27 protein-coding genes and 2 pseudogenes are annotated in these 24,952 nt (G+C 69.7%); 13 read left to right on the forward strand and 16 right to left on the reverse strand.

Going from position 1 to position 24,952, the window contains the following annotated elements; genetic code table 11:
- Positions 1-270: 270 nt before the first annotated feature.
- Positions 271-576 (reverse strand): hypothetical protein, encoded by a 306-nt coding sequence (locus JWP64_RS20780; protein ID WP_297499697.1) that lies wholly within the window; start codon positions 574-576, stop codon positions 271-273.
- 184 nt (positions 577-760) lie between these two features.
- Here JWP64_RS20780 and JWP64_RS20785 point away from each other — a divergent pair, with 184 nt between their 5' ends.
- Complete coding sequence (locus JWP64_RS20785) at positions 761-958, forward strand: hypothetical protein (protein WP_297499698.1); 198 nt, start codon at positions 761-763, stop codon at positions 956-958.
- Positions 959-1,321: 363 nt separating this feature from the next.
- On the opposite strand, the gene JWP64_RS20790 is transcribed toward JWP64_RS20785, so the two are convergent.
- The 7 genes from JWP64_RS20790 to JWP64_RS20815 form a co-directional block, all read right to left on the reverse strand.
- Entirely contained in the window at positions 1,322-1,729 is a 408-nt protein-coding gene (locus tag JWP64_RS20790; protein ID WP_297499700.1) for a DUF1003 domain-containing protein, read from the reverse strand.
- An 84-nt stretch (positions 1,730-1,813) separates the two neighbouring features.
- Positions 1,814-2,146 carry a cupin domain-containing protein gene (locus tag JWP64_RS20795; protein WP_297499702.1) on the reverse strand — a complete coding sequence of 111 codons (333 nt, stop codon included), beginning with the start codon at positions 2,144-2,146 and terminating at the stop codon, positions 1,814-1,816.
- A gap of 49 nt (positions 2,147-2,195) precedes the next feature.
- Positions 2,196-2,315: a universal stress protein gene (locus tag JWP64_RS31630; protein WP_366890325.1), complete on the reverse strand. Its 120-nt coding sequence runs from the start codon at positions 2,313-2,315 to the stop codon at positions 2,196-2,198.
- A gap of 161 nt (positions 2,316-2,476) precedes the next feature.
- On the reverse strand, positions 2,477-3,052 hold the full coding sequence (locus JWP64_RS31635) for a universal stress protein (RefSeq protein WP_366890327.1): 576 nt from the start codon (positions 3,050-3,052) through the stop codon (positions 2,477-2,479).
- 210 nt (positions 3,053-3,262) lie between these two features.
- Positions 3,263-3,640, reverse strand: a complete 378-nt coding sequence (locus JWP64_RS20805) for a pyridoxamine 5'-phosphate oxidase family protein (protein WP_297499704.1) — start codon at positions 3,638-3,640, stop codon at positions 3,263-3,265.
- A gap of 131 nt (positions 3,641-3,771) precedes the next feature.
- Positions 3,772-5,547 carry a GAF domain-containing protein gene (locus JWP64_RS20810; RefSeq protein ID WP_297499706.1) on the reverse strand — a complete coding sequence of 592 codons (1,776 nt, stop codon included), beginning with the start codon at positions 5,545-5,547 and terminating at the stop codon, positions 3,772-3,774.
- A gap of 248 nt (positions 5,548-5,795) precedes the next feature.
- Positions 5,796-6,437, reverse strand: a complete 642-nt coding sequence (locus tag JWP64_RS20815; RefSeq protein ID WP_297499708.1) for a response regulator transcription factor — start codon at positions 6,435-6,437, stop codon at positions 5,796-5,798.
- 213 nt (positions 6,438-6,650) lie between these two features.
- Here JWP64_RS20815 and JWP64_RS20820 point away from each other — a divergent pair, with 213 nt between their 5' ends.
- Positions 6,651-7,577: a universal stress protein gene (locus JWP64_RS20820; RefSeq protein WP_297499710.1), complete on the forward strand. Its 927-nt coding sequence runs from the start codon at positions 6,651-6,653 to the stop codon at positions 7,575-7,577.
- Between the two features lie 530 nt (positions 7,578-8,107).
- On the opposite strand, the gene JWP64_RS20825 is transcribed toward JWP64_RS20820, so the two are convergent.
- Both JWP64_RS20825 and JWP64_RS20830 read right to left on the reverse strand, forming a co-directional pair.
- Positions 8,108-8,719, reverse strand: a complete 612-nt coding sequence (locus JWP64_RS20825; RefSeq protein WP_297499712.1) for a flavodoxin domain-containing protein — start codon at positions 8,717-8,719, stop codon at positions 8,108-8,110.
- A gap of 107 nt (positions 8,720-8,826) precedes the next feature.
- Positions 8,827-9,264 (reverse strand): annotated as a pseudogene (locus tag JWP64_RS20830) (DUF4389 domain-containing protein); the annotation flags it as partial.
- Between the two features lie 409 nt (positions 9,265-9,673).
- Here JWP64_RS20830 and JWP64_RS20835 point away from each other — a divergent pair.
- The 4 genes from JWP64_RS20835 to JWP64_RS20850 all read left to right on the forward strand — a co-directional run bounded on the left by JWP64_RS20835 (position 9,674) and on the right by JWP64_RS20850 (position 13,485).
- Positions 9,674-10,390 (forward strand): hypothetical protein, encoded by a 717-nt coding sequence (locus JWP64_RS20835; RefSeq protein ID WP_297499714.1) that lies wholly within the window; start codon positions 9,674-9,676, stop codon positions 10,388-10,390.
- 76 nt (positions 10,391-10,466) lie between these two features.
- Positions 10,467-11,270, forward strand: coding sequence for a DUF6544 family protein (locus JWP64_RS20840; protein WP_297499716.1), 804 nt, complete (start codon positions 10,467-10,469; stop codon positions 11,268-11,270).
- Entirely contained in the window at positions 11,267-12,631 is a 1,365-nt protein-coding gene (locus JWP64_RS20845; RefSeq protein ID WP_297499718.1) for a universal stress protein, read from the forward strand. Before JWP64_RS20840 ends, JWP64_RS20845 begins: the two co-directional genes overlap by 4 nt.
- Entirely contained in the window at positions 12,628-13,485 is an 858-nt protein-coding gene (locus tag JWP64_RS20850) for a slipin family protein (RefSeq protein ID WP_297499719.1), read from the forward strand. Before JWP64_RS20845 ends, JWP64_RS20850 begins: the two co-directional genes overlap by 4 nt.
- 113 nt (positions 13,486-13,598) lie before the next feature.
- Here the strand turns inward: JWP64_RS20850 and JWP64_RS20855 are convergent, their stop codons facing one another.
- On the reverse strand, positions 13,599-14,576 hold the full coding sequence (locus JWP64_RS20855) for a nitroreductase family protein (RefSeq protein ID WP_297499721.1): 978 nt from the start codon (positions 14,574-14,576) through the stop codon (positions 13,599-13,601).
- 852 nt (positions 14,577-15,428) lie between these two features.
- Here JWP64_RS20855 and JWP64_RS20860 point away from each other — a divergent pair.
- Positions 15,429-15,665: a hypothetical protein gene (locus tag JWP64_RS20860; protein ID WP_297499724.1), complete on the forward strand. Its 237-nt coding sequence runs from the start codon at positions 15,429-15,431 to the stop codon at positions 15,663-15,665.
- A gap of 55 nt (positions 15,666-15,720) precedes the next feature.
- Here the strand turns inward: JWP64_RS20860 and JWP64_RS20865 are convergent, their stop codons facing one another.
- Positions 15,721-16,797 carry a nitroreductase gene (locus JWP64_RS20865; protein WP_297499726.1) on the reverse strand — a complete coding sequence of 359 codons (1,077 nt, stop codon included), beginning with the start codon at positions 16,795-16,797 and terminating at the stop codon, positions 15,721-15,723.
- 419 nt (positions 16,798-17,216) lie between these two features.
- Here JWP64_RS20865 and JWP64_RS20870 point away from each other — a divergent pair, with 419 nt between their 5' ends.
- The gene (locus tag JWP64_RS20870) at positions 17,217-17,717 is read left to right on the forward strand and encodes a transposase (protein WP_297499728.1); all 501 of its coding nucleotides are present in this window, start codon (positions 17,217-17,219) and stop codon (positions 17,715-17,717) included.
- Here the strand turns inward: JWP64_RS20870 and JWP64_RS20875 are convergent.
- The 4 genes from JWP64_RS20875 to JWP64_RS20890 form a co-directional block, all read right to left on the reverse strand.
- Positions 17,632-17,874, reverse strand: a complete 243-nt coding sequence (locus JWP64_RS20875; RefSeq protein WP_297499730.1) for a helix-turn-helix domain-containing protein — start codon at positions 17,872-17,874, stop codon at positions 17,632-17,634. The genes JWP64_RS20870 and JWP64_RS20875 overlap by 86 nt on opposite strands.
- Before the next feature lie 2 nt (positions 17,875-17,876).
- Positions 17,877-18,023, reverse strand: coding sequence for a hypothetical protein (locus JWP64_RS20880; RefSeq protein WP_297499732.1), 147 nt, complete (start codon positions 18,021-18,023; stop codon positions 17,877-17,879).
- 861 nt (positions 18,024-18,884) lie between these two features.
- Positions 18,885-19,388: a hypothetical protein gene (locus tag JWP64_RS20885; protein WP_297499734.1), complete on the reverse strand. Its 504-nt coding sequence runs from the start codon at positions 19,386-19,388 to the stop codon at positions 18,885-18,887.
- Positions 19,389-19,907: 519 nt separating this feature from the next.
- Positions 19,908-20,198 carry a hypothetical protein gene (locus tag JWP64_RS20890; RefSeq protein WP_297499735.1) on the reverse strand — a complete coding sequence of 97 codons (291 nt, stop codon included), beginning with the start codon at positions 20,196-20,198 and terminating at the stop codon, positions 19,908-19,910.
- On the opposite strand from JWP64_RS20890, the gene JWP64_RS31640 reads away from it, so the two are divergent.
- The 5 genes and pseudogenes from JWP64_RS31640 to JWP64_RS20915 all read left to right on the forward strand — a co-directional run.
- On the forward strand, positions 20,104-21,492 hold the full coding sequence (locus tag JWP64_RS31640) for an ice-binding family protein (protein ID WP_366890332.1): 1,389 nt from the start codon (positions 20,104-20,106) through the stop codon (positions 21,490-21,492). The two genes, JWP64_RS20890 and JWP64_RS31640, sit on opposite strands and share 95 nt — an antisense overlap.
- A complete protein-coding gene (locus JWP64_RS20900; protein ID WP_297499739.1) occupies positions 21,489-22,211 on the forward strand; it encodes a class F sortase in 723 nt (240 codons plus the stop codon). The genes JWP64_RS31640 and JWP64_RS20900 overlap by 4 nt, the downstream gene beginning before the upstream one ends.
- Positions 22,212-22,255: 44 nt before the next feature.
- On the forward strand, positions 22,256-23,932 hold the full coding sequence (locus JWP64_RS20905) for an NlpC/P60 family protein (protein ID WP_297499741.1): 1,677 nt from the start codon (positions 22,256-22,258) through the stop codon (positions 23,930-23,932).
- 44 nt (positions 23,933-23,976) lie between these two features.
- A complete protein-coding gene (locus tag JWP64_RS20910) occupies positions 23,977-24,180 on the forward strand; it encodes a hypothetical protein (RefSeq protein ID WP_297499743.1) in 204 nt (67 codons plus the stop codon).
- A 313-nt stretch (positions 24,181-24,493) separates the two neighbouring features.
- Positions 24,494-24,952: pseudogene (locus tag JWP64_RS20915) on the forward strand (serine/threonine-protein phosphatase); the annotation flags it as partial.

The following is a 24,952-nucleotide window of genomic DNA, read 5'->3' on the forward strand; positions in this document are numbered from 1 at the left end:
CGTCCATTGCCGGTGCACACGAGGGCTGCCACCGCTCTCGCCGGGGCGGACGGTGCCGCTCGAGGCGCATCTGTGGATCGACGGCCGCCGGGGTCCGGGGCGGATGGTGGCTGCAGTATGCGCCCTCTGGGCTTGGCCCCTGGCGCCGGACACGATCTGGTGCCGAGGCCAAGTCGCGGTGGTGCGTTCGCGATCCTTGAGTGGACCAGGAGTGAGCTCGCCGGGACGAGGGCGGTCCGGCCACGGATGGCCGGTCCGGCCACGTGTGGTTCAGGCGGCCGGCGGCCGGTTGCTCGCCGCCATCTGCTCGACCAGCAGGTCCACGGCTTCGCGGGGGGTCCCGGCGTTGACGTGTACTGCGGTCCCGCTGCCATGTGCGCCGACGATGGCGCGGGCGGTCACGGGGCGGGCGCGCATGGGGTCGTGATCGCGGATGATTCGCACGTGCACGGGGTTCTCCGCGCGTCCTTGCTCGGTGAGCAGACGGGTCAGGGCGATGCGTGCGTAGTGGGCCATGCCGGGGTCGATGTCGGTGCCCAGCTGGACGACGGGGCCGGTCGGTTCGGTGCGGTTCATCCTCGGACGATCGCAGGGTCGTCGCCGGTATGGCAGAGGCGGAAGACCTGGGTCGGCGGGTCCGACGTCGTCAGCCGTCGGCCTCGCACCGGCGACCCACGTCCTCGATAGGACGGACCTTCGGCCCTGGCAGGGTGCGCCGTGCACGCCGACCATCGAAGGGCCATCGACTAGGGAGAGTGCAATGAACGTTGTGGGAGCCGTCGCGGACCGTGAGGTCCGGGACTTCAGAGGTGTGCGGATCGGTTTTGCGACGCCGGCGGACGAGATCTTCGACCACTCCCGGATCCGTATCGGCCGGGTGGATTCGGCCGGGACGGCGGTCGACCACGCCGGTGTCCGGATTGGTACAGCCCGCCACAGCCCGGAGCACCTGAGCTGAGGCCGGTCGACCTGCAGGCCGCGAGGAACGGTGGCGGACCCGGCGGCCCGAGCTGATGGTCCGACCAGCGGGCCCCGCGGCGGTGTCGCGGGACCGCTCCCACCAGCACACCGGCGGCCCGGTCTCGTCGGATCGTCGAGTCCGGGACGGTGGCCCCCAGGGGTCCTGTTGAGCTCCCAGAGCCAGGCACTACTTCAGCACTCGCGCTGTCCAGTGATGATCGCCGGCGGCGCAACAGAGGTGTGAGCAGAGCCCGGTAGCAGCCCGCACTCGGCCCGAGTTGCCGGCCGACGACGCGGTGGCGAGCGCCTGGTGCCCGAATGAAGTTGTGCTGATTACCGCGGAGCCGTGGTGTTCGAAGCGCTATCGGTCCTGCGGTGCAGTGACGAGGAGCCGTTGATGTAGCTCGGTTGTGAGGGCGTGGATCGACCGCGTGATCTCGGTGTTGGTCTTGAGTTCGAGTTCCTGCTCGGTGAAGTCGTGGTCCGCTTTCGCCTGCTGAAAAGCGGCCTGCCTGTTCTGGCCGATCATCACGAATGTGGAAAGGAATATCGCCTCGAGGGATACGACCAGGGTGAGGGTCGGCCACGGGTTGGTTTCGACGAACACCATCCACACCGCGAAGAGCACGGCGTGCAGGTAGACGAACGGCATAGAACCGGCAAAAGCGGTGATCGCGTCGGCGATCCGTAGCTGCGGACTGTCCGCGCGGCCGGTTAGTTCGGCATTGACCACGGGATGGTGGCGATGCAGGTACGGGTATGGCGTCATGGGTCAGCTCTCGGACTTGGGGGAATGTCGATGCTGGCACGTCGGCTGCCGGTCAGATCGGCGACGTCGTCCTGCGGTGGTGAGTCAGCGATTCTTGACGACGGTGAACAGCAGGGCGGAGTCGTCGAGTGCCGCGAGGGAGTGTCGAGCCGCCGGTACTACAAGGAGATCCCCTGGGGACCCCTCCCAGGCGATGTCGCCGGCGCTGAGGCGCACCCTCCCGTGCAGAACTTGCACGGTGGCCTCGCCGGGGCTGTCGTGTTCGTCGAGATTGCGGCCTGCTGTGAGGGCGATGAGGGTCTGCCGCAGCGAGTGTTCGTGGCCGCCGTAGACGGTATGCGCGCTGCGCCCGCTGGATGCAGTCCGGGCGATTGCCATCTGGTGGCGGGCGAGGGCGGTCAACGACGACTTCTCCATGGTGGCACCTTTCGACTCCGGCTCGGAGTGTGGAAGTCGGACTTTGGGCTCACCTCGGTGACGGACGCACCACGAGGAGAGGGCAAGGTGCGTGGTAGGTCAGTGCTCGGCTGGTTGACCCCACGACAAGGCCGGCGAATCCGCCGTGACCCCGGCTGCCGACAACCACGAGTTGTGCGTCGTCTGCGTGGTCGAGAAGGGCCGCAGTCGGAGAGGCTGGTGACGGCCCGTCGGATCGTGACGTCCGGGTACTTCTCCTGCCAGCCGGCCATGCGCTCGGCGAGCATCTCGTGTTCGCGTACGTCCATGGCTTCCCGCTCTGCTGCGAAGTCAGGAGAGCTCACGAAGGTGGTCCCGCCCAGCTGTTCGGTCCAGGAGTGCACGGCTGTGAGGTCCGCGCCGCGCGACGATGCCTCGTCGAGGGCCGCGGCGAGGGCGGCCTCGCTTGGGTGAACCGTCCACGCCGACCACCACCGGTCCCCGGGCTGCGGCGTCGTCGTGGGAGTAGTTGCGGATCACCGCGACGGGACAGTGGCCGAGCGCGACGACGGATACTGCTGTCGACCCGGTCAGCATCCCGTGGAAGCCTCCGGTGCCGCGTGCCCCAAGAACCACGAGCCAGGCGGCGCGGGATGATTCGATCATGCTTGCTGCCGGACCGGCTGTTCTCATCTCGACTGTCGGATCGAGCCCAGGATGTGCCTCGGCCACCGCGGTGCGGGCCTCGTCGAGCAACCGACGGCCGTCGCGGTCCATGGCGTCGAAGAAGCTCTGCGGTGGCGCGATCCCCCCGCTATAGGCCGGCGCGATCCCGTCGCTGGCGACCAGACGCAGAGGGACTTGCTCGCGCGCGGCCTCGTCGGCGGCCCAGAGGGCGGCATCCAATGCGGACTCCGATCCGTCCACGCCTGCCACGATCGGTAGCCCGCCAAGGTTCCTCGTCACCTGATGCTCCTGGGGGTCTGGTCGACTCTATGCCTGCCGAACTGGTCGCCGAATGGCTGTTCGAACACCAGGTTCGTCCGTGAGTCGATCCCGGGGCCAGGGCATCTTGACCGGACCGAGGAGGTCCAAGGTCCCCTCGCTGCGCCGAGTCCCGCCGTCGACGTATTCGGGTCAGGTGAGCTGCAGGCGATGCCCCGTCAGCCGCTGCAGCGGAATCGCGATCGTGCACGCGCCTGTGTCGAACGCGGTGCTGAGTGTCGGCTCGGCGATCTCGTAGGCCTGTCCCACTCCGACGACGCTCCAGCCGGCGTTGCTGAGGGGGTCGATATCGTCGGCCTGGAACGCCACGACGGCGTGATGACTGGCCAGGGCGAGCGCGCTTCCCGCCGCCGCCTGGAAAATGACCTCATCCTTGACAAGGGTGTACGCGACGGGCTGCGCAGCGGGCATCGCGCCGATCGTGAAGACGACCCGGCCGACGGCCACTCCTGCAAGCAGGCGTAGGCACTCGGCACGTACGAGATTGCCGGGCGCTGGGACCTCCGCCATAGTGTGCCCTCCTGGTCGCGCGGGATGGTCCTTGTGACCATCCCGCACTCGACGGCCGACGCGCAGGGCCGCACGTCCCGTGAAGCCGGCCGTTGGTCTCTGATCGGTCGCCGGAACGTGGGTCCTGGTGGTCAGCGAAGCGGGGCAGACCAGGACAGCTGAGTTCCCGTCGGCTTTCGCGCGATGATCGTGAACCGTCCGCCGTGTCGCTCGGCGCGGACCCGCAGGCTGGCGAGTCCGCTGCGTCGCGTGCTGCCGGAGAATCCGACTCCGTCGTCGGCCACGTCGAGTGTCAGGAGGTCGTCCGCGGCGGTCACAGCGACCCGGGCCCAACGCGCCCTGGCATGGTGGGCCACGTTGCTCAACGCCTCACGGAGTACGGCGACGAGATCGTCGGCGACCATGTCCGGGACCGTGAGCTCCAGCAAGCCGGTGAATCGCACATCGGGTGCGAACCCCAAAGCGGACGTGACCTCGGTGACCACGTCGAGGAGCCGCGATCGGAGACCGTCATCGCCGTCCCGGGATCCGCGGTGAAGCTGGAAGATCGTGGTACGGATCTGACTAATGGTGTCGTCGAGGTCGGCGATCGTGTCGAAGAGGTCAGCGGCCATCGTCCCTGTCGCGGTTCCCGCGATCCTCTGCAAGGAGAGTCCGGAGACGAACAGGCGCTGGATGATGTGGTCGTGGAGGTCGGCGGCGATGCGGTCGCGTTCGTCGTGCATCACCACGCGCTGCTGCTCCTGGCGGCCTTCGGCGAGTTCGATGGCGAGGGAGGCCTGGTTGGCGAACCCGGCGACCATATCGAGGTCCTCCTCGCTGAACGCGGCTCGGCCGCCGGTCCTGACCGCCGTCAGCACCCCGTTGACCTGTCGCGATCCCACCAGCGGCACGGCCAGCACGGGGCCGATGTCCAGGCCGTCCAACGCGACATGGGCGGGCCCCGATCGTTCGTCGGCCCACGACCCTTGCAATGGGGTGCCACTGAGCAGGACGCGGCCGGAGAGCGACCCGCTCACCGGAACGGTGACCGACGCGAGCCGTTCGGCACCGGCGCCCACGGCGACGTCGACCCGGAGGAGTTGGCGGTCGCCGTCGACGGGGAGCATTACGGTCACCAGGTCGGCCTGAGCGATGTCCAACGTCCGTTCGGCGATGAGCTGTAGTGGATGCCCCGCCTCGGCCGACAGGAGCCTGCGAGTGATCTCGGTCGAGGCACGGAGCCACTTCTGCCGGATCTGCGCGGTGTCGTAGAGACGGGCGTTGTCGATGGCCCCGCCCGCGGCCGCAGCCAGGGCCTTCGTCAGCTCCTCGTCGTCGGGGCTGAACTCGCCGTGGATGCTGTCGGAGAGATACAGGTTGCCCATGATCTTGTTCCGGACACGGACGGGTACGCCGAGGAAGCTCCCCATCGGCGGGTGGCCCGTCGGGAACCCACACGAGCGAGGGTCGTCGGAGATGGCGCGGAGCCTGATCGGCGCCGGGTCGTCGATCAGCGCACCGAGCAGACCTTTCCCTCGAGGGAGGTCACCGATCCGGTCCACCGCCTCCTCCGGGATCCCGACGTGGACGAACTCCGAGATGCGGCCGTCGGCGGCCAGGACGGCCAACGCGGCGTATCGGGCGCCCACCAGCTCGCGCGCCGCCTCCACGATGCGCCGTAGCACGGCCGGCAGCGCCAGGTCCTCCACGATGATCTGGTTGGCGTGCAACAGCCCACGCAGCCGCCCCTGCGAGGCGATCACCTCGTGGGCGCGCTCCATCAACTGGGTCAGGAGCTGGTCGAGTTCCAGACGCGGTAGATCAGGAAAGGTCAGTGCAGCGCCATCATGCTCGCCCGGGTCGTCGGCTTCGCGCGTGTCATCACCTCGTCCGGCCGGCTCCTGTGTCAGGGCCGCCGGGGTCAAGGGCGACTTCAACGGATGAAGCGTCGCAGCCCGGAGTGATGCTGTCCACTCCGCCGGCCCGGGCACTCGGTCGGATTAGCGACGAGCGCAGCCGCCCGCTCCTCACGATGCTCGGCGCTCGATCCGATTCGATGGCGGCAAAGGCCGGATGTTGGATGTTGGGGGCCGACGGACGTTCATCGCGACGAACGCTCGGTCTGGCGGAGTGTCCTGCATACTGACGCGCCCTGCGTGGGCTACGCGTGCGGTCAGGAATGGCGGCGATCGGCCGCATACACCGCGGCCTCGGTGCGCCGGGAGAAGCCGAGTTTGTGCAGAAGCGAGGACACGTAGTTCTTGACCGTCTTCTCAGCGAGGTACATCTCCGCGCCGATCTGCCGGTTGGTCATGCCGTCGGCGATCAGCTCGAGGATCCGTCGCTCCTGCGGACTCAGCGCCTCGTAGCGAGGATCGCTCCGTTTGCCGCCGGTGCGCAGCCGCTCCATGACCGCGGACGCGGCATGTGGATCGAGCAACGAACCGCCGGACGCGACTGTCCGTACGGCGCCGACGAGATCGATGCCGGTAACCCTCTTCAGCAGGTAACCGGCCGCGCCGGCCATGATCGCGGCGAACATCGCCTCATCGTCGGAGTACGAGGTGAGCATGAGGCAGGCCGTCGGTGGCTGCATCGTCGAGCGGATTTCCCGACAGACCGCCACACCCTCGCCGTCAGCCAGCCGGACGTCGAGGATCGCGACATCCGGGCGCAGCGCCGGAATGCGGGCCAGGGCCTGGGCTGCGGTTCCGGCATCCCCGACGACCTCGATGTCGTCCTCGGAGTCGAGCAGCTGTGCGATGCCGCGACGGACGATCTCGTGATCGTCCAGCAAGAACACAGAGATGGTCATCGCGCCTCCCGTCTCCGCGTCTGCCTACGCTACCCGCAGGAGCGTTGGATCCGAATCGGATCAGGGGCCCTCGCCGGTAGTGCCGAAGGTCCCTGTCCAGCGGTGAACCGGGCCGACGGGGACCTTCGGCCTGTGTACTGCGGCCGAGGTGCTCTGGACCGCGGGTGAGCGCAGGACGAGTGTCGGAGGGCCTTCCGAGCCCGAGGAGTTCCGATGAGAAACGACCGTCCCAGCTTCGCGCAGGACGACCAGCGACCGGTCGTCGTCGGCGTCGACGACTCGGACTCGGCGCACGAGGCGACGAGCTGGGCCGCGGACCTCGCGAGCATTTGGCGTGCGCCGCTGGTCCTGCTGCATGCCGTGCCCTACGGGCACGGGACCCCCGCTGAGGAACCGTCTTGGTTGCGCTCGCTTGCCGCGCGCGCCGTCCGTCCCGGGCTGGCGGTCTCGGCGGAGGTCGTCCCGGGTGGAGCCGAGGAGATCCTGCTCGAGCGCTCCTCGGGCGCGCGCCTCGTTGCGGTCGGAAGCTACGGCGAAGGCGCGGCCGCCGGAATGCTCTCCGGGACGGTCGCCGCGGCACTGGCAGCGGGCTCGGCGTGCCCTGTGGCGGTCGTGCGGGGCGTCGGCACACGAGTCTCTCCGTCGGGGGAGGGGCCTGTCGTCGTCGGGGTCGACGGCTCACCCGCCGGCGCAGCAGCCCTCCGTTTTGCGGCCGACATCGCAGCGCGCCTGGGGTCCCGCCTCGTCGCCGTGCACGCATGGACCGACGTCTTGCCCGGCACCGAGGGGGGAGTGCACCGCGCATCCGAGGGATGGGAGGTGCTGGCCGAGCGTGGGGCGACCGACCTCGCTGACGCGCTCGAACCCGTGTTTGCGCGCTACCCGCTTCTGGTGGTCGGGCAGCAGGTCGTCCACGACACTCCGCTGCAGGCCCTCATCGATCTGGCAGCAAGTGCCCGGATGCTGGTCGTCGGGGACCACGGCGTCGAGCCCCGCCGCGGGATGCTCATCGGATCGACGAGCGCAGCGCTCGTAGCGTTCGCACCATGCCCAGTGATCATCATCCCGTCCGGCGTTCCGGCGGGCGCTGCCCCCGTCCACGTCGGGTCCCGGTCCGACCACGGAGCCCGCACCACATGACGCGGCGCCAGCCGGACCGATACGCGGCGGGTTCTGGGCCGGCCCTGCGGTCGGTGCTGAGGTAGGGGCGTGGATCGTCGTCGGCGCGGGCGCCCGTGGCGAGCCATCGAGTGAAGCCTTGGGGGTGGCGGCGTTCGCGTTCGTCGGGACGCTCGCCGTGCCCAGCTGGCCGCCGGGTCCATGAAACCGAGCCCGACCAGGGAACTGGCCAGGGGCCCGATGAAAACTCCGGCGACCACCATCGCGGGCGCCGCCAGCACGCCGATCCCGGCCAGCGCGAAACCTGTCCCGACCAGGAACACGCGACGAATGCGGAGGAACACGGCGACCTCCACGGTCAGGCGCGTCGGTGTGGGTGCTCGTCCGCGAGCACGTCGCGCGCTTAGCGCGCGATCTGCAGGTCCTCCCGCGCAGTGATCACCAAAGTACGGATCCGGCCACCACCATGGCCTCGGAGGCGCGGCACCCCCACGGCCGGAGGACTCCTCCGGGCGGGCCGTTGGTCCCGTCCGGACACCGGCGTCCGGACGCTACGAGCGCCCGGGGCGAACGGCGAGGCCTGATCGGCCCCGTTGGGCCATGGCGATCGCGGGTCCGCCGGCTGATCTAGCCGGTGACACGCTCGGCCGGGCGCATCTCCGCCGCGATAGTGCCGGCCCACCGGCGAACCCGTTCGGGATCGCGGAAGTCGCCCGCTCGCCGCGCGCCATCCCGCGGGCGACGAAGCCGTGCGCGGTCGCGGGGTCCAGCACACCGCCGAAGGTGATCGGGATGTCGGCGTCGAGGCCCTCCCGCAGCCGGCGGACGTTCGCCGGCTCCGGCATTCCTTCCTCGGCCTGCCGGGCGGCGTCGGGACCGCAGGGGCCGGACAGGAACAGCCAGAGCGGTCGGCCGCGCAGCAGCACGGCGTGTCGACGCAGGAAGTGCACGGCTTCTCGCCGCCACCGCGCCATGTACAGGGCGCTGCCGAGCACCACCGAGCGGTAGCCCGCCAGGCTGCTGACATCCTCGGCGGCGGCCATGTGCACCCGTAGCCCGTGGGCGCGCAGCTCATCCGCGATCAGCGTCGCGATCCCGGCCGTTCCGCCTGCCCTCGACGCATGTACGACGAGTACGTCAGCGCGTGCGGTTGTGGTCTCCATGTCAATTCCTCCCGAGAGAATTTCAGCGTCGTTGCGTGGGGATGATCGGCGCGGCTATCCGGCGGCTGCACGATCGTCGAAGAGGCCGCGACCGTCGCCCCGGTGCGGTACACGACGTAGCTGCCGCCGCCGACGAAGAACGCGATGATCACGTAGTGCGGCAGGGCGAGCAGCCACTTGACCCACACCAGGCCGCGGGAGAGGTGCCGTGGGTAGGCGACGTCGAGGGTCGCGGGGTAGTCGGGGACCGCGGCGAGGGTGAACGGTGGGTAGCGGTCGGTACCGAGTGCGCCGTAGGCGTAGTAGGCCACCCGCTAGCTCCAGCGCATCACGCCCAGGTTGAACTCGAAGATGGTTCGCGGGTACCGGCCGGTGACCAGGATCGCGACGAACGCGACGACGCTGAGCGCGCCGAACGCGATCCACAGCAGGCCCAGCACGACCAGGTGGGGGAGGACCAGCAGCCACTTGAACAGCCACAGCCACCGGCTCAGCTGGGGGTCGATCCGCGCGGTCACATGGACCGGGTTGATCGCGACAGTCATGACGCCGTCACCGGGCCTGGGGCCGTCCTGCTCGTCGTCTCGGCGCATCGTGCTCTGTTCATGGTGTCCTCACCTGACTGCGGGGCCGGTCGATCCGGGCCGTGTCGAATCCCGGCCCGGCCGTCGACGTCGGAACCGGCCGCCTGGATGGCACATGATGCGTTCTCCGGGATGCGGAGCGTCTGATTCACGGCGTTCGTCCATCTGGCGGCCGCTGTGCGGCAGGGCTGAAAGTCCCGTCCCGGATGTCGATCAGCACCTCCACGGGGCCAGCGCAGAGCCACCGCGACGTATGAGGTCGACTCCCGTCTTGTCGGGCCCTTCGGCACTGGTCCCCTCCGGCCCTGGCCACGCAAGGTGACGCCATGGACGTTGTCAGGTGCGTATGACTGAGTTGCCCGGAGGTCCCGTGATCGGGCCGCTGCGCTGCAGTGACACCGAAATCGTCGCCGGTAGGTGGTCGGCGAGGGTCGTCGTCGCGATCAGCGTTGCCTACGCCACCGCCATGGTCGCCGGTTTCGTCTCGCTCGGAAATGTTCGCGACCCGTTGCCCGATCCCTATTTCGCCGTCGCGGAAGTACTCATCCTGCTGATGGCGCCGGTCATGGTCGTGCTCATGGCGGTGATCTGCGTCAACGCTCCGGTGCGCGTCCGGCTGTTCGGCTTGATGGCGTTCGGGTGGATGCTGGTCGCGGCGTGCCTGACGATGACCGTGCACGTGGTCGAGCTGACGGTCGCTCGTCGCGTCGATCCAAGCGCGATACCCGGCTTTCCCCGCTTGTTCGACTTCGCGTGGCCGTCGATGCTCTACGCCGTCGACGTCGTCGCCTGGGACCTCCTGCTGGGCCTCTCCCTCCTGTGCGCCGCGGTCGTGTTCGCCGGCCGTCGCTATCGGGCGGTGCGCGCGGGTCTGCTGGTCAGCGGCGTGCTCTGTCTCGTCGGGCTGATCGGCCCGGCAACCGGCGTGCTGGCGTGGCGCGCGATCGGGATCTTCGGCTATATCGTGGTCTTCCCTCTGACCTGCGTCGCCCTGAGCCAAGTGTTCGCGTCCGCGTCGTCGTCGGGCACCGATGCTCCGGTGTCGAGGGTCCGGGCTCGCGACGAGCTCGTGACGGACCGGCCGTGATAGTTACCGAGCGGATGCGGGATCAGCGGCTGGTACGTCCGGCCGCGTCGTCGTCGTGGTGGCGGAGGGATCGACGATGACGCCGTCTACCTGGCATGCCCGCGCGGTGCTGCCCGAGTGGCACCGCCTGGTCGGCGGGCCGGGGACGCCGGCGCTGTTCGAAGTGGCGATGGTCGAGGACCTGCCGGAGCCGGCACGGCGATGGCTGCTCCACGCGATCGCGCCCGGCACCCCGTTGTGGCCGTCGACGGAGTTGACGATGCACGGCACCATCCGGCTCGGCGCGTGGCGCCGCTTCACCGCCACCCAGGTGCTGGCCCCGCCCGACGGCTTCATCTGGGTGGCCACGGCCCACGTCCTCGGGCTGCCGGTGGTGGGCTACGACCGGCTGAGCTCGGGGAACGCGACGATGCGCTGGCGGTTGCTCGGTGTGGTCCCGGTCGTGAGTGCCGAGGGGCCCGACATCGCACGAAGCGCAGCCGGTCGTCTGGCCTCGGAGATCGTTCTCGCCCCGACGGCCTATCGCGGCGCGACATGGGTCGCCGGTGACCGGCCGGACACCGTCGTCGGTATCTGGCACATCGGTGGGAAGGAGCAACGAGTCGAGCTGCACGTCGGCCCCCGCGGCGAGGTGCGCGATGTCGTGATCCAGCGTTGGGGGAAGCCGCCTGGTGCGCCCTACGGCTGCTATCCGTTCGGTGTCACGGTCGAGGCCGAGCGGACGTTCGACGGGATCACGCTTCCCTCGGTGCTGCGGGCCGGCTGGTGGTGGGGTACCGACCGTCAGGACGAGGGTGAGTTCTTCCGTGCCGAGATCACCGATGCGGGCCGGGGCTGCTGCCCGTCCGAGCCGACCTCGACCGCCGGCCACGAGACATGACCATGACTCCCGCGGGACGGTTGCTCCGCGCCGCGCACGTGCTGGTCGCGGGCGTCGAGCTGGCCAGCCTCGGTTACGTCTGGACGTGTGCGCTCACCGGGCGTCGTGGCAGGGCGATGTGGGTCGCGGTCACCGCCCTGGTCGCGGAAGGTGCCGCTCTCGGGATCGGGCGGGGTGACTGCCCGCTCGGCCCGTTGCAGCAACGTCTCGGTGATCCGGTGCCGCTGTTCGAGCTCGTGCTGCCCCGCCGTGCCGCGCGGGCGGCTGTCCCGGCCCTCACCGGCGTCGCCTGCCTCGGGCTGGCGGTCATCGCAGCGAGGTCGGCGCGGGTCGCGACGCGGCGGGAACTCCCGCGATCGGGACCTTCGGACCCTGCCGGGCGGGTAGTGAGCCGGTATCGCATCCGGCGTCACCTCGGCGACGGTGGGGACAACAGATCGGGAGGCTCCATGAACACGCAGAGCGTCGCGCGGCCGGTGGTCGTCGGGGTCGACGGGTCCGAGTCAGCGCTGAACGCGGTCCGGTGGGCAGCAGGTGAGGCGCAACGCCGAGGAGCGATCCTCCGGCTGGTCAACGCGGTCGGATGGACGTCGACACCGCACGTCGCGAACATCGGCCTCGGCCAGGCCGCCTACCACAAGGGTCTGATGCTGCTGGCGAACAGCCAGCTCGATGCTGCGGCCGAGTCGGCCCGCACCGCCGTACCCGGGCTCGAGATCGAGAAGGAGGCGCGAGACGGCTACCCGCCGCCGATCCTCACCGACGAGTCGAAGCACGCCGAGCTGCTCGTGGTCGGTAACCGCGGGCGGGGTGGCTTCCTGGGCCTGATGGCCGGATCCGTCGCAGTCACGATGGCCGCCTGCGCGGCGTGCCCGGTCGTCGTGGTCCGCGAGTCCCTGTCCGAGTCCCCCGGCTCCCACGGTGACTCCGCCACCGCGTCGGTGATCGTCGGAGTCGACGGCTCGCCGAGCAGCCAGGCTGCACTGGCCTTCGCCTTCGACGAGGCCCTGCTGCGGCGGGCGCCTCTGGTGGCGGTACACACCTGGCTCGACCAGATGCTCGAGCCCACGACGGCGGCGCTGATCGACTGGGTCGCGATCGAGGCCGACCAGCACGCGCTGCTGGCCGAGCAGCTCGAGGGATGGGCCGAGAAGTTCCCCGACGTCAAGGTGACCCGAGTGGTCGCCCGCGACCTGCCGGCCCGGACCCTGGTGGAGCAGTCGAAGCGGGCGCAGCTCGTCGTGGTCGGCTCCCGGGGCCGCGGGGGCATCGCCGGGCTGCTTCTCGGCTCGGTCAGCCAGGCGCTCGTACACCACGCCGACTGCGCGGTCGCAGTCATTCACAAGGGAGAAGCATCATGAGCACCACCGTCACCGTGGTCGCCGTCATCGTCGTCGTTCTGATCGTTCTCGGGCTGGCGGTGCGGATCGTCAAGCAGTACGAGAAGGGTGTGCTGTTCCGGTTCGGCCGGGTGCAGGGTGCCCGCGAACCCGGACTGCGGCTGATCATTCCGATCGTCGATGTGCTGCACCGGGTATCGCTGCGCATCGTCACGATGCCCATCCAGTCCCAGGGCATCATCACCCGGGACAACGTCAGCGTGGACGTCTCCGCGGTGGCCTACTTCCGCGTCGTCGACGCCGTGAAGTCCGTGGTCGCGATCGAGAGCGTTCGCGTCGCGATCGACCAGATCGCCCAGACCACCCTGCGCAAGGTCGTCGGCCAGCACACCCTGGACGAGACGTTGTCCGAGACCGACCGCATCAACAAGGACATCCGCGAGATCCTCGACGTGGCCACGCTGGACTGGGGCGTCGAGGTCACCCTCGTGGAGCTCAAGGACATCCAGCTGCCCGAGAGCATGAAGCGGGCGATGGCCCGGCAGGCCGAGGCCGAGCGGGAGAAGCGCGCCAAGATCATCAATGCGCAAGGTGAGTCCCTCGCCGCGACCGCGCTCGGTGAGGCGTCGGACATCATGATGGAACACCCGCTGGCGCTGCAGCTACGGAACCTGCAGAGCTTGGTGGAGATCGGCGTGGACAAGAACACCACCGTCGTCTTCCCCGCTCCGCTGATGAGCACGATCGGCGAGCTCGGGTCCTTCCTCGCCCGAGAGACCGCCGCCGCGACCGGGGCCGCGAATCCCGTGCCCGTCGGCGCTGGCACACCAAATTTGGTGCCCCCGACCAACGGCGCCGCACCCGTCGGGTCCTGACCGGCCCAGCCCCCGACAACCCGGAACACCGACATGCGCGTTCCGTGTGGGGATCAACGGGACCTCTCCAGGTCCTGGTCCGGCATGGGGAGTCAGCGGCGGTACCGGCGTCGTCATGTTCCGGTTGCAGGCGGCTGCAGGACGTGGTCGATGGCGCGGCGGCGGGCGGGCGGCAGGGGCGGGCTGTGGGGGTCTGCCCACCCGACGCGGATCAGGAGCTGGGGGAACACCTGCGGGCCGACGATGTGCTCGCTGACCCAGTCACGGGTGCGGCGTACCTCGAGCGGCTGGCTCAGCGGTGTGGTGGCGAGCCCGAGGCCGGTGGCGGCGAGCAGGACCGCGCCGGCGGCCTCGCCGGCCCGGAGGCTACCGAGGCGGTCGTCGCTGCGGGCCGAGAGGACCATCAGGGTCGAGGCGTCGACATGGGTGAGGCTGTGAGTTGACTGGGGTAGTGCTCCTCGGGTGAACCGCCGCATCGGGACGTCGCCGGGCAGGTCGATGCCGGCCGCGACGGTCGTGGATTCGATTCCGTCGCCCGCGGCGGCGTAGCGCCCGGTCCACCGGGCCAGCTCTGCGCTGTAGCCGGCCTGCTGCCGCTGCAGGCTCGCGGACCGGGTGATCGTCTCGATCAACCGGGTGCGGGCGGCGGCGCCAGCGACGAGGTGCATCTCCGCCCCCCAGTCGCGCGCTTGGGCGACGAGGGCGTCGAGCATGTCCCGGTCGACCGGGTCTGAGCTGAATCGCCGACGGTCGGTGCGCCGCAACGGGATGGCCGGGGCCAACCGGGCCACATCTGCCGCCGGGCTCTCGTGCACCGGCTCCACGCGGGCGAGATGGCCGGAGTTCTCCGGGTCGGGGAACCGGTCGACCTGTGCGGACCAGCCGAGCCCGGCCAGCGCGACCACCAGGTGCTGCAGGGCCGCGCCGCAGCTCAGCCGAAGGTCGCGCCCGTCGGGGTCGATCGTGATCAGATGCCGGTCCCGGTCCGCGAACAGGTCGATCCCCGCGATGCTATCGGCGCGCCATCGCCAGGGCTGGGAGTTGTACACCGACGGTGCCCGCACCGCCGACTCCAGGACCCGGCGAAGCATCGCCTGGTCCGGACGGGCCGCGGAAGCGCCGGTGGATGGCGCGACGGAAGGCATGACAGGCAGTCTTCCGCTGTTGCAGGCACGGAAACAGGGGCATTTCGTCCCGCGGAGCGCGGACCTTCGCCCGCTGTCCGCATACCTCAGTCTCCTTAACCTCAGCAGGGAGACGGAGGCCGGATGACCGACGCGTGGAAACTCGAATTCGACGGCTGGGACCCGGACGCGATCCGAGTCGGCTGCGGCGAGGAGCTGCGCGAACTCCGCCCAGGCGACACAGTGCGATTCCGCGCTGCGGGAGTACTGGCGGAGACGACCGGGGGATGACGACCAGCGCGAAAGAGGCCGATGCCGGCCAAGGCCAGCGCGTCGGCGCTGTATGCCGGGCGCATCGAGGTGAGGCATCCGGCGCGGTCCGGGACGGATCGCTGGTGGCAGTCCGAAACTGGACGGACCTGTCGACCACGCCACAGGCGTCGGTCGACGCACCGGACGGAGGCTCCCGTGCCACGTGATCGGTCGAGCCGGCCAGGAACTGTGCGTCCCCGTCCACGAGTCACCGACCGGGTCGAGGACATCGTCGCCTGGCTCCTGATGTCCGCGTGGCTCGTGCTCCTGGTCGGAGCTTGGATGTCCGGTTACTCCATGCATGCACGGATGAGGGAGCAGGCCGAGGTCGCGAGGGCGTCCCAGAGCCAGATCAGCGCTGTGCTGGTCGAGGCCGTCCCGACCAGGACCGGTGGGCCCGCGAGTGTGGGGCTCCCCGTGGCAGCCGCGGTGCGGTGGACCAGCATGGACGGCTCTCCGCACACCGGTCGCGTCCACGTTATGTCGGCCGCGGCGGCCGGGAGTGTGGTGTCGGTCTGGGTCAATCGCGACGGGACGATCACCGGGTCGCCGTCGAGCGCCTCCGATGCGTGGGTCGCCGGGGTGCTGGTCGGGTTCAACGTGCTGCTGCTGGGCTCGGCAGTGCTCGTCGGAACATGGATCGGAGTGCGCCGAACGACGGCGTCGGTCAATGCCGATCAGTGGGAGCGGGAATGGGCCGAGGTCGGACCAACCTGGAGCAGACGCGGGCGCGAACCGATCTAACCCACCGAGCTGCGCGTACGGCTCAGGCCAAGGTCGGCGGCGACTGTCCCACAAATCATGCCGGGTGATCGGGCGTGAGTAGATCCCCGACGTCCCTGCGTGGGGGCGCGGTCACCGGCCATCCGTGCCCGATGCGCAGCACCGCCTGCGGTGGCCGGGTTCCACCGATGAGGCGACGCAGTTCTTCCCTCGTGCTCGGCACCTCGACCACGTGGGACAGGAACGACGTCGCGAGACCGGCGACGGTGGCGGCCAGCAGCACACGTTGCAGTGCCTGCCCCACCTGTATCTCAGCGTATGGGCCGCTCAGGTGCGCGCTGAGCACCGCGATCGTCGGGTCCTTCTCGAAGTCTTTGCCGGGCAGTCGATCCCCGCCCGCTCCGGCAGTGAAGTCGCGCAGGACCCAGTCATCCTGCGGCTCCGGAAGGGGGCCACTCGCCTGCACGGGAACACCGTCCAGGCGCTCGGGGGCGGTGACGCACCACGCGGCGAGTTCGGCGCGGAAGGCCGGGTCGGCAGCCTGCTCGCGGTTGGCGCGTGCTGCGATTTCGCACAGGGCCGTCCGCTGAGCGGGGTCCTCCACGACGTGCAGCCATGCCCCTTCGTCGAGTGCCGCGCGCCTGAGAACGTGCAGGTCCGGTGTGGCGACGGGCGTAGCAGCGAATGGACGGCGGTTCGTCCGGCGGAGGCCGACCGCCCGCAACAGATCCTTCTGTACCCGCGTCGGTTCCCTCCTACCGCCGGCCCGGACCACCGCGAGCAGATTCGGCCTCTCATGGTCCGGGAGGATCGTCACGATCGGTCGGATGCCGTGGCCGAGTAGCGCCAGCTGGAGGTTGAACAGCGCCGCGCCGCACCCTACTCGCAGCTCGCGGCCGTCGGGATCAGCGATCCTGGGGCTCCGACTCGGCTCGGCATACAGCTCGATCGCTTGGGGCTCGATCGAGAACGTCCACGGCTGGCTGTTGTGCAGTGATGGTGCCCGGCCGGCCGTCATCAGCAGGTCCGCGATCTGCTCCGGTGCGAGACCGAACGCGCCGGGGAACCGTGCAGTCCGTTGTGTCGCCGGTCCGTGTGTCATCGCCTGCTCCGCCTGCCGGTACCCGACGCCGGACGCGTCGGGGTCAGACAACAGTGCGCCTCACCTACAGGCCCAAGCTACGGCCGAAGGGCCCGTCCTCCGCCGCAGGCGACCTCCTCACCCTGGGGGAGTAATGCTTGAAATCTAATAGCTCTGCACGGCACCGGATGACCCCTACTTGAAACCCGGGGCTCGACCCTTCTCCACAGGCTGGGGGCTCCGGTGCCGTGCACCTCGCCCGGCGGCCCGCTGATGGCCGCGGGGCGAGGGTCGTGATCATGGTTCGAGCCGCCGCGGTGTCCTCTCCTTGCAGCCCGAGCCCCGAGCTCTGTCCGCAGACGGAGGTCCGTGCGGTCAGCTGGGGACATGAACTGCTCATCGGATGTCGGGCCACCGAGCCCTCCTATTAGGGCGCTGCATGGCCCCGCAGGCCCATGAACTGGGCAAACGCTGCGAACTCGGAGGTTCGATTGACGATCACGTGCGGCATCGACTGGGCCGGGAGCCACCACGACGTGGCGTTGGTGGACGGGACCGGGAAGCTGGTGGCCAAGCGGCGCATCAGCGACGACGCCGAGGGCTTGCGGCGTCTGCTCGACCTGCTGACCGAGGCCGGGGACACCGCGGGGGACCCGATCCCGGTCCCGGTGGAGGCCGCCCGCGGCCTGCTGATCTCCTGCCTGCGCGCGACCGGGCGTGCGGTGTACTCGATCAACTCGATGGCCGTGGCCCGCTACCGCGAGCGCCACCGGGTCGCCCGGGCGAAGTCGGATCACGCCGACGCGATGGCGCTGGCCAACATCCTGCGCACCGACGCCGACGTGCACCGCCCGTTGCCGGCGGACTCGGGACTCCCGAAGCTGACCCGAAGTGCAAAGTGCCGGGTCAGACCGCCGCGCGGGCTCGGCCGCGGGCGAGCGCTCGGTACACCGTTGACCGCGCGATGGAGAACAGCTCCTCGAGATCGCTGATGGTGTGCCCGCCGACGGCGTGCAGTGCCACCAGGTGGGCTTCCTGCCGGGCGGAGAGCTTGGGTTGCTTGCAACGTAGCCGACCCTTGGCACCGGCGACTTTCATGCCCTCCAGGGTCCTCATCTTGATCAGGTCTGATTCGAACTCGGCGACCATGGCTAGGACGTTGAACAGCAGCCGTCCGACCGGGTCGGTGGGGTCGTGCACCGACCCGGCGAGCTGAGCGTCACCTCGCGGGCGGTGAGTTCGGCGACGATGTCGCGGGCATCCGGGAGCGAGCGGGCGAGCCGGTCGAGTTTGGTCACGACCAGGACGTCGGCGGCGCGGCAGTGGGAATGAGCGTGGCGCGGGGCGATCTGGCGCGGCCTGCCCGTCAGCAGGTTGGCGGCGTTGGCCTTCGCTGCCGGGCGGGCATTTCCCGAACGAGCAGGCCGCGCTCAAGGTGCTACCTGGTCATCCGCAGCCCGATCGCGAACCGGCTCTGCGCCGGTCCTTTCATCCCGGAGTAGTGCCGGGGTGACGAGGCTCGCCCGCGGCCCAGCCCGGGGCGGTGAGCTAGGCCGTGCCCCGGGGACGCCGAGGCGGCCCGGCCGGAGCCCCCGGCTGGGGCCCTCAGTCGACCGGCCGTGATCGCTAGCCTGCTGTGCGCGGCATTGGTTCGGCGGCTGAGTTGAATCGCCCAGCAGCCGTAGGTGGGGCGCTGGTATTGCCCATCGCGTGGCTGTCAGGCCGAGTTCAAGGACGCGAAGGACGTCGTGCAGTGCCCAGCACTGGTCTTCAGGGGGGCAGGTCGAGTCCAGGTAGAGCACCCAGTTGGGTCCGCAGGTGTCCAATCGCGCTACTGCATCGATCATCGGGGTCTTGACGATACGGAGCGTCTGGCCCAACGTCGTGACGAGTTCGTCGGCCAGGGCGGACGAGCTGGCGGGCGTCACATCGGGAACCGATACCTGGGCGTTGAGCCGCACTCGAGCCTCCTTCGTCAGAGTGCAGCGCCGGCTATCGCGGGGTCAGGGCGGTTCGTCAGCACTGTGCGGGACACCCGGCGGAGAGAGCAAGGTGCCCTAGCACTACATGACTATGTCGCCACCCCGGCGGGGACTGTTCCACTCACACAGGAACAACACCTGAACAGGGCAGACCTCGTGTTTCTGCTCCGTCTTCTGTTACAGCGCGTCAGGGGAAGCCTGCTCGGTAGGGCCATCAGGGTGTTGACGTGACGGCGCGGCGGCTTTGGACCACTCCAGCCTTAGGCCGTTCGGTTGCCGACTGTTTGACCCCGGATGCGCCGCGGCGTCGGCGACCGCCGCACGGATCATTGCCAGAATCGCGTCCCGCATGGGAGCGGACAGCCGTTCCGTTCCGGCCGGCAGGAGTCGTGCGAACTCGCTGCCCTGGATACGGGTGTCCAAGCCGAGGCCTCCCGCCGCCGCGAGGACCACGGTCGTGACGTCGACCTCCAGCACCTGCGCGATGACGACGAGCGACGCGGGATCCGGGAACTTCTTCTGCTGGACCCCGGAGCCCAGCTGTTGCCATCGTCCGCGACTGAGCGCCCGGTCCGAGCGTCGCTCCAGATCGCTGTAGGACCATCCACGATCATCCATGCGTGAGCGGACGAGCTGGTGAAGGGTCAGCGACGGATTGCCGGTCGTGGTCGGGTCTGTCACCGATCAGCCTCGCTCGTCCTGTCGCGATAAGTGCCGGCCACTCTCGCCGGCGTACGGCTGCCACACCGCGTGCCGTAGGTGTCATGCCCTTCGTGCGTCCTGCCGGGGTGCAACTGCGGCTTGCCATATCGTACCGCTGCACTTGACAGTCACTTCGACAAGGGGGAGCCTGCTACTTGTCAAGCCGCAGATGACAGACGCACCACTGAACGTATAGAGCAGTTCCGGACGCTACAGGCCAGAGCGTCCTGTTACTGACCACCAAACAGCCTATCCGTACTTCGCCTTGGTCGTCTGAACGTCTGCGCCGTCAAGCCGGACGCGGGGGACTCCGTCGCTCGTCCGTTCCCTCCCGGCCCGGGCCCGGACCTCGTGTCGCCACGCGCACGGCACCGCCATTGCTGGTTCGAGCGTGCCGTCAGTCCGCTCCGGTCGTCCGGCCAGCGCCCGTTGGCGTCGTCCTGAACCAACGCATTCATCGAAAGCGGCGCCACGCCTGGGTCGTCACCATCGCTCAGGCTAGGGGTAACTGAAAATGGCTCGTCCCATCGTCACGCACGATTCGAAACGTCGGCGTATCGGCGCCGCGCTCGCGGGCGCCGTCGCTTTGTTGTCGGCGACGCTCATGGTGGTGTTCGCGGGTACTGCGCAGGCGGCGACAACGGCGGTGCCGCTGGGCACGGCGGACAGCTTCGCCGTGCTGGCCGGCTCGGAGGTGACCAACACCGGTCCGTCGAATGTCACCGGTGATCTCGGAGTCCACCCGGGCACCGCGATCACCGGCTTCCCCCCGGGCACGGTCAACGGCACCCAGCACTCCGCCGATGCCGTCGCGGAGCAGGCGAAGTCCGATCTGGTCGCGGCCTACAACAATGCGGCCAGCAGGCCGGCGACCGAACTGGCCGCGGTAGAGCTCGGCGGCAGGACCCTGACCGACGGGGTCTACCAGAACGCCACTCTCGGCCTGACCGGAACACTCACCCTGGACGGACAGGGCATCCCCGGCGCCGTATGGATCTTCCAGGCCGACTCGACGCTGATCACCGCCTCCAACAGCAGGGTTTCGCTGACCAACGGCGCCAACGCCTGCAACGTGTTCTGGCAGGTCGGCAGCTCCGCAACCCTGGGCACCGGCACCGACTTCGTCGGAACCGTCATGGCACTGGCCTCGATCACCGTGCAGACCGATGCGTCGGTACAGGGGCGCGTGCTGGCCCGCAACGGCGCAGTCACCCTGGACAACAACGTCATCGGGTCAGCCGGCTGCCCGGGAGCAGGAACCCCGCCGACCACCACCACGACACCGACCACGACGACGACGACGACGACGACGACGACCGAGCCGACCACGACGACCACCGAGCCGACCACCACGACCACCGAACCGACCGAGCCGACCACCACGACCACCGAACCGACCACCACGACCACCGAACCGACCGAGCCCACCACCACGACCACCGAACCGACCACCACGACCACCGAACCGACCGAGCCCACCACCACGACCACCGAGCCCACCACCACGACCACCGAGCCCACCACCACGACCACCGAACCGACCGAGCCCACCACCACGACCACCGAGCCGACCACAACGACGACCAAGCAGCCGCCGGTCACGACGACGGCGACCAGGCGGCCAGGTGGACCGGGTGGACCGGGTGGACCGGGTGGACCGGGTAACGGGCACGGTCATGGCCACCCCGGTCACAGCACCACCACGACCACGACTGCAGCGCCCGCCCCTGGCGGCGCGGGCGGAGCCGGCGGGAACGGCGGCGCGGGTGGCACCGGTGGTTCGGCCAGCGGCGGCAACGGTGGCTCAGCCAGCGGTGGTGACGGTGGCTCGAGCACCGGCGGGTCCGGTGCGGGCTCCGGTAACGGCTCTGGCAATGGCACTGTGATCATCCCTCGTGGCCATCCCGAGACAGGAGCCGGCGGAGCGTCCGGCGACGGTGACCAGGCTGTTCCGGCAGCCGCACAGTTCATCGCGGCTGGTGTCGCCTTGACCGGCGCTGTAGTGGCGGCCGGTGTAGCGGTCCGCCGACGACGGGTGGGCGACCTGGACTCCCGTCCCGATGGTCGCGGCGAGACTGCATGAAGCAGATGACATCGCCTGTGCTGAGCCCGCGCGGGGGAGCGGGGAAGCGGGCGGGGCGATGGTGGATCGCGAGTGCTGTCCTGCTGCTCCTCGCGGGCGGGCTGCTCGTCACGGGCCTGCAGGACAGGACCGGGCTCCCCATCCCGGTCGCGTCGACCGCGGAACCAGCGCCGGCGGGGGTCGGCCGCGCGCTACCGCCGCTGGGGGAGACCGGAGCCGACCCGGCCGCGGTGTTCCCCCTGGCTCAGCGCTCGGCCCCCGTCGAGCTTCGGATTCCGGCCATCGACGTCTCGGTGCCGGTGTCCGAGCTCGGGCTCAATCCGGACGAGACGGTCGAGGTGCCGACCGATTTCCAGAAGCCGGGGTGGTACCGGCTCGGGACGGCACCCGGTCAGCTCGGTTCGGCGGTGATCCTCGGCCACGTCGACTCCTTCCGGGGCCCCGCGGTGTTCTTCCGGCTGCGGACCCTGCAGGCCGGCGACGCGGTCGAGGTGACCCTGACCGACGGCGCCGTCGCTCGTTTCACGGTCACCGAGGTGGCGACGTATCCGAAGGACCAGTTCCCGGCCGAGCAGGTCTACGGGTCACGCGGCAACAGTGCGCTGGTCCTCGTCACCTGCGGAGGCGAGTTCGACCACGAGGCCCGGAGCTACCGCTCGAACGTCGTCGCCTACACCACGCTGGTCGGCACCGTCGCGCCACCGGCAGTTCAGAACTGAGCCCGTTCTCGGCACCACCGGAAGTCGACGAAGGGCCGTGCCTCATGTCCAGAACCACCGCCTCCCGTAAGGGTGACGCTCTACGGGTCTGCGTCGTGGTCGCTGTAGCGGTGCTCGCCGAACCGCTGTCGAGCGCCGACACGGCCGGCTCTCAGCACAGCAGCGCGGCGTTCCACCGTGTCGCCGACGTCGGCGAGCTCCACTCCGCCGCCCAGCAGGAGTCCGCCGCGCCGCCCTTCGCGCACCGCTCACAGAACATCCCGGATGTGATCCTGACCGCCTACCAGCGCGCCGAGGCTGTCCTCGCCGCGGCTGAGCCCGGATGCGGCGTCACGTGGTGGATGCTGGCCGCGATCGGGAAGATGGAGTCCGACCACGCGAACGGTGGACTCGTCGACTCCGCTGGGACGACCCTGGAACCGATCCTCGGGCCGAGCCTGGACGGTTCACACGGCTGGGCGGCGATCCCCTCCAGCACGGCCGGTGCGGAATGGGAGCGGGCGCGAGGTCCGATGCAGTTTCTCCCGGCCACGTGGAGGGCCTACGGCCGCGGCGATCCGCACAACATCAACGACGCCGCCCTGGCCGCCGGCCGCTATCTCTGCGCGGGCGCAGGCACGCTGTCGGATCCGGCGCAGCTGGCTGCCGCACTTCACCGCTACAACCCCTCGTCGACCTATGTCGCGGCCGTGCTGGCGTGGGCCCGTGCCTACGCCGGCGGTGTGGTGCCTTCTCTCACCGGCCCCGATGCCACCGCTCTCGACCACATGAGCGCCGCCAGCGCTGCGGCCGCCACGGCAGCGGTCGACTTCGCCACCGCGCAGCTCGGGCTGCCCTATGTCTGGGGTGGGAACGGGCCGGGCCGCGGCGACTCCGGCTTCGACTGCTCGGGCCTGACACACGCGGCCTACGTCGCTGCCGGTGTCTTCACCCCACGGACCGCCCAGACCCAGTACGAGGCCGGGCCACGGCTGCCGGCCGGAACACCACTGCAGGCGGGCGACCTGGTCTTCTACGGAACGCCCGACCGGGTCCACCACGTGGGCCTCTACATCGGCGACGACGAGATGATCAACGCGCCGACTTTCGGTGAGCTGGTGAAGACCGCCCGCTACCGGTGGCCCGGGGACGACTACCTCGGCGCAACCCGTCTGTCCGGCCGGCCCGGCTTGCTGCCGTTCGTTCCCGAACCCGTACATCAACTGATCCGAGCCGTGTCACCCCGGGCCGTGCCGGCTCCGACCAGGACAGCACTTCCGGCGGCCATCGCCCGCCCGCCATCGCCTGCGGCGTCCACGACCTTGGCCACGCGCCCGGCAGAGCCCGCGGCGACCACCTCGACGCCGGCGGAACCAGCACCAACACCGTCGGTGCCCCTCCCGACAACTCCCCAACCGGCAACTCCCCAACCGGCAACTCCCCAACCGGCAACTCCGCAGCCGACGACCTCCCGGCCGACGGAGACGCCGCCGACCACTCGACCGGCGCCGACCTCCCCGCCGACGACGACGCCGCGACCGCCGGCCCCGACGACGACGCCGGCGGTACCGCTACCGATCCCGACCCCATCGCGTTCGAGCGTTGTGGCGCCGGCACCGTTAGCACCCGTCCCGGTGCTGGGGCGTCCAGCATCTCCGGCCCGACCCGTACTTCTCCGCGATCCCCGGACCGGCCAGCTCGTTGCGCTCCTGCTCGGTTCGGACGGGCAGCATCTGTCATGAAGCCGGCTTCGGAGTCCCCGCAGACGACCGCCGGGACCGCACCAGTGGTCCGCCTCGACGCCGTGGTGGAGGACGACCGCCTGATCGACGCGATGGCCGCGTCGGCGCTGCATGAGGATCCACTTGTCGATGACGGCGTCGGGGGCGGCCTGGTCCGGCTGCTCATCGAAGTGCGCAGGCAGAGGCACGTCGTGGCGGACGCAGATGCGAAGCCACCGCGCCTACTGCGCCGCGATCAGGAGCGATGATTCAGTTCCGCGGTGAGGTTGATCGTTCACGGTCCGAGCACGCCTCGACGGCCCCGCGATACGCAATTGGAACGAGATCCCTCTAAGGTTCGCGGGTGCGAGACCACCGGGACCCGCGGGCCGACCTTCGCGCATTGCTGGAAAAGGCGGAGGCCGCCTCGCCGGTTCAGGCGGTCCCGGAAGGTCAGCTTCCTGATCGCCGACTTCACCGGGCACGCGGTGTTCCGTATGGGCAGAGCCGTCGTCGGCGCGGCGACCACACAGTTCCCGGGGCGCGGAACAGGTCCAGCTCCGCGGCACCGTCTACGAGCGGGTGCTGACGACCCAGCAGGTCGACGTGTGCTCGACGGATCAGGGGGCGCACCTGGTGGTACCCGTCACCGATCGTGGTGACGTCATCGGGTTGATCGAGCTACTCCTGCCCTACGCTCCCGATGAGCAGACCGTCTCGGACATCGCGGCGGCCGGTCACATCCTGGCCTATATCGTGGTCGCGAACCGTCGTCACACAGACCTGTTCGAATGGGGTCAACGGTCCACGCCGTTCACCCTGGCCGCAGAAATCCAACGGCGACTGTTGCCTGCCGCATTCACCTGTGAGGCAGGACAGTTCACGGTTGCCGGCTGGCTGGAACCTGCCAGCTCCGTGGGTGGCGACACTTTCGACTACTCCCTCGACCAGCACTCGCTACAGGTCTCGATCACCGACGCCGCCGGTCACGACGTGCAGGCCGCGCTCCTGGCCACCCTGCTGGTCGGCAGCCTGCGCAAC

The sequence above is a fragment of the Pseudonocardia sp. genome (assembly GCF_025465255.1).
Lineage (GTDB): Bacteria > Actinomycetota > Actinomycetes > Mycobacteriales > Pseudonocardiaceae > Pseudonocardia.

Coding starts and splice junctions, on each gene's coding strand:
- JWP64_RS20780 (WP_297499697.1), bottom strand. CDS start 576: ATGAACCGCACCGAACCGACCGGCCCCGTCGTCCAGCTGGGCACCGAC.
- JWP64_RS20785 (WP_297499698.1), top strand. CDS start 761: ATGAACGTTGTGGGAGCCGTCGCGGACCGTGAGGTCCGGGACTTCAGA.
- JWP64_RS20790 (WP_297499700.1), bottom strand. CDS start 1,729: ATGACGCCATACCCGTACCTGCATCGCCACCATCCCGTGGTCAATGCC.
- JWP64_RS20795 (WP_297499702.1), bottom strand. CDS start 2,146: ATGGAGAAGTCGTCGTTGACCGCCCTCGCCCGCCACCAGATGGCAATC.
- JWP64_RS20805 (WP_297499704.1), bottom strand. CDS start 3,640: ATGGCGGAGGTCCCAGCGCCCGGCAATCTCGTACGTGCCGAGTGCCTA.
- JWP64_RS20815 (WP_297499708.1), bottom strand. CDS start 6,437: ATGACCATCTCTGTGTTCTTGCTGGACGATCACGAGATCGTCCGTCGC.
- JWP64_RS20820 (WP_297499710.1), top strand. CDS start 6,651: ATGAGAAACGACCGTCCCAGCTTCGCGCAGGACGACCAGCGACCGGTC.
- JWP64_RS20825 (WP_297499712.1), bottom strand. CDS start 8,719: ATGGAGACCACAACCGCACGCGCTGACGTACTCGTCGTACATGCGTCG.
- JWP64_RS20840 (WP_297499716.1), top strand. CDS start 10,467: ATGACGCCGTCTACCTGGCATGCCCGCGCGGTGCTGCCCGAGTGGCAC.
- JWP64_RS20845 (WP_297499718.1), top strand. CDS start 11,267: ATGACCATGACTCCCGCGGGACGGTTGCTCCGCGCCGCGCACGTGCTG.
- JWP64_RS20850 (WP_297499719.1), top strand. CDS start 12,628: ATGAGCACCACCGTCACCGTGGTCGCCGTCATCGTCGTCGTTCTGATC.
- JWP64_RS20855 (WP_297499721.1), bottom strand. CDS start 14,576: ATGCTTCGCCGGGTCCTGGAGTCGGCGGTGCGGGCACCGTCGGTGTAC.
- JWP64_RS20875 (WP_297499730.1), bottom strand. CDS start 17,874: ATGGTCGCCGAGTTCGAATCAGACCTGATCAAGATGAGGACCCTGGAG.
- JWP64_RS20900 (WP_297499739.1), top strand. CDS start 21,489: ATGAAGCAGATGACATCGCCTGTGCTGAGCCCGCGCGGGGGAGCGGGG.
- JWP64_RS20905 (WP_297499741.1), top strand. CDS start 22,256: ATGTCCAGAACCACCGCCTCCCGTAAGGGTGACGCTCTACGGGTCTGC.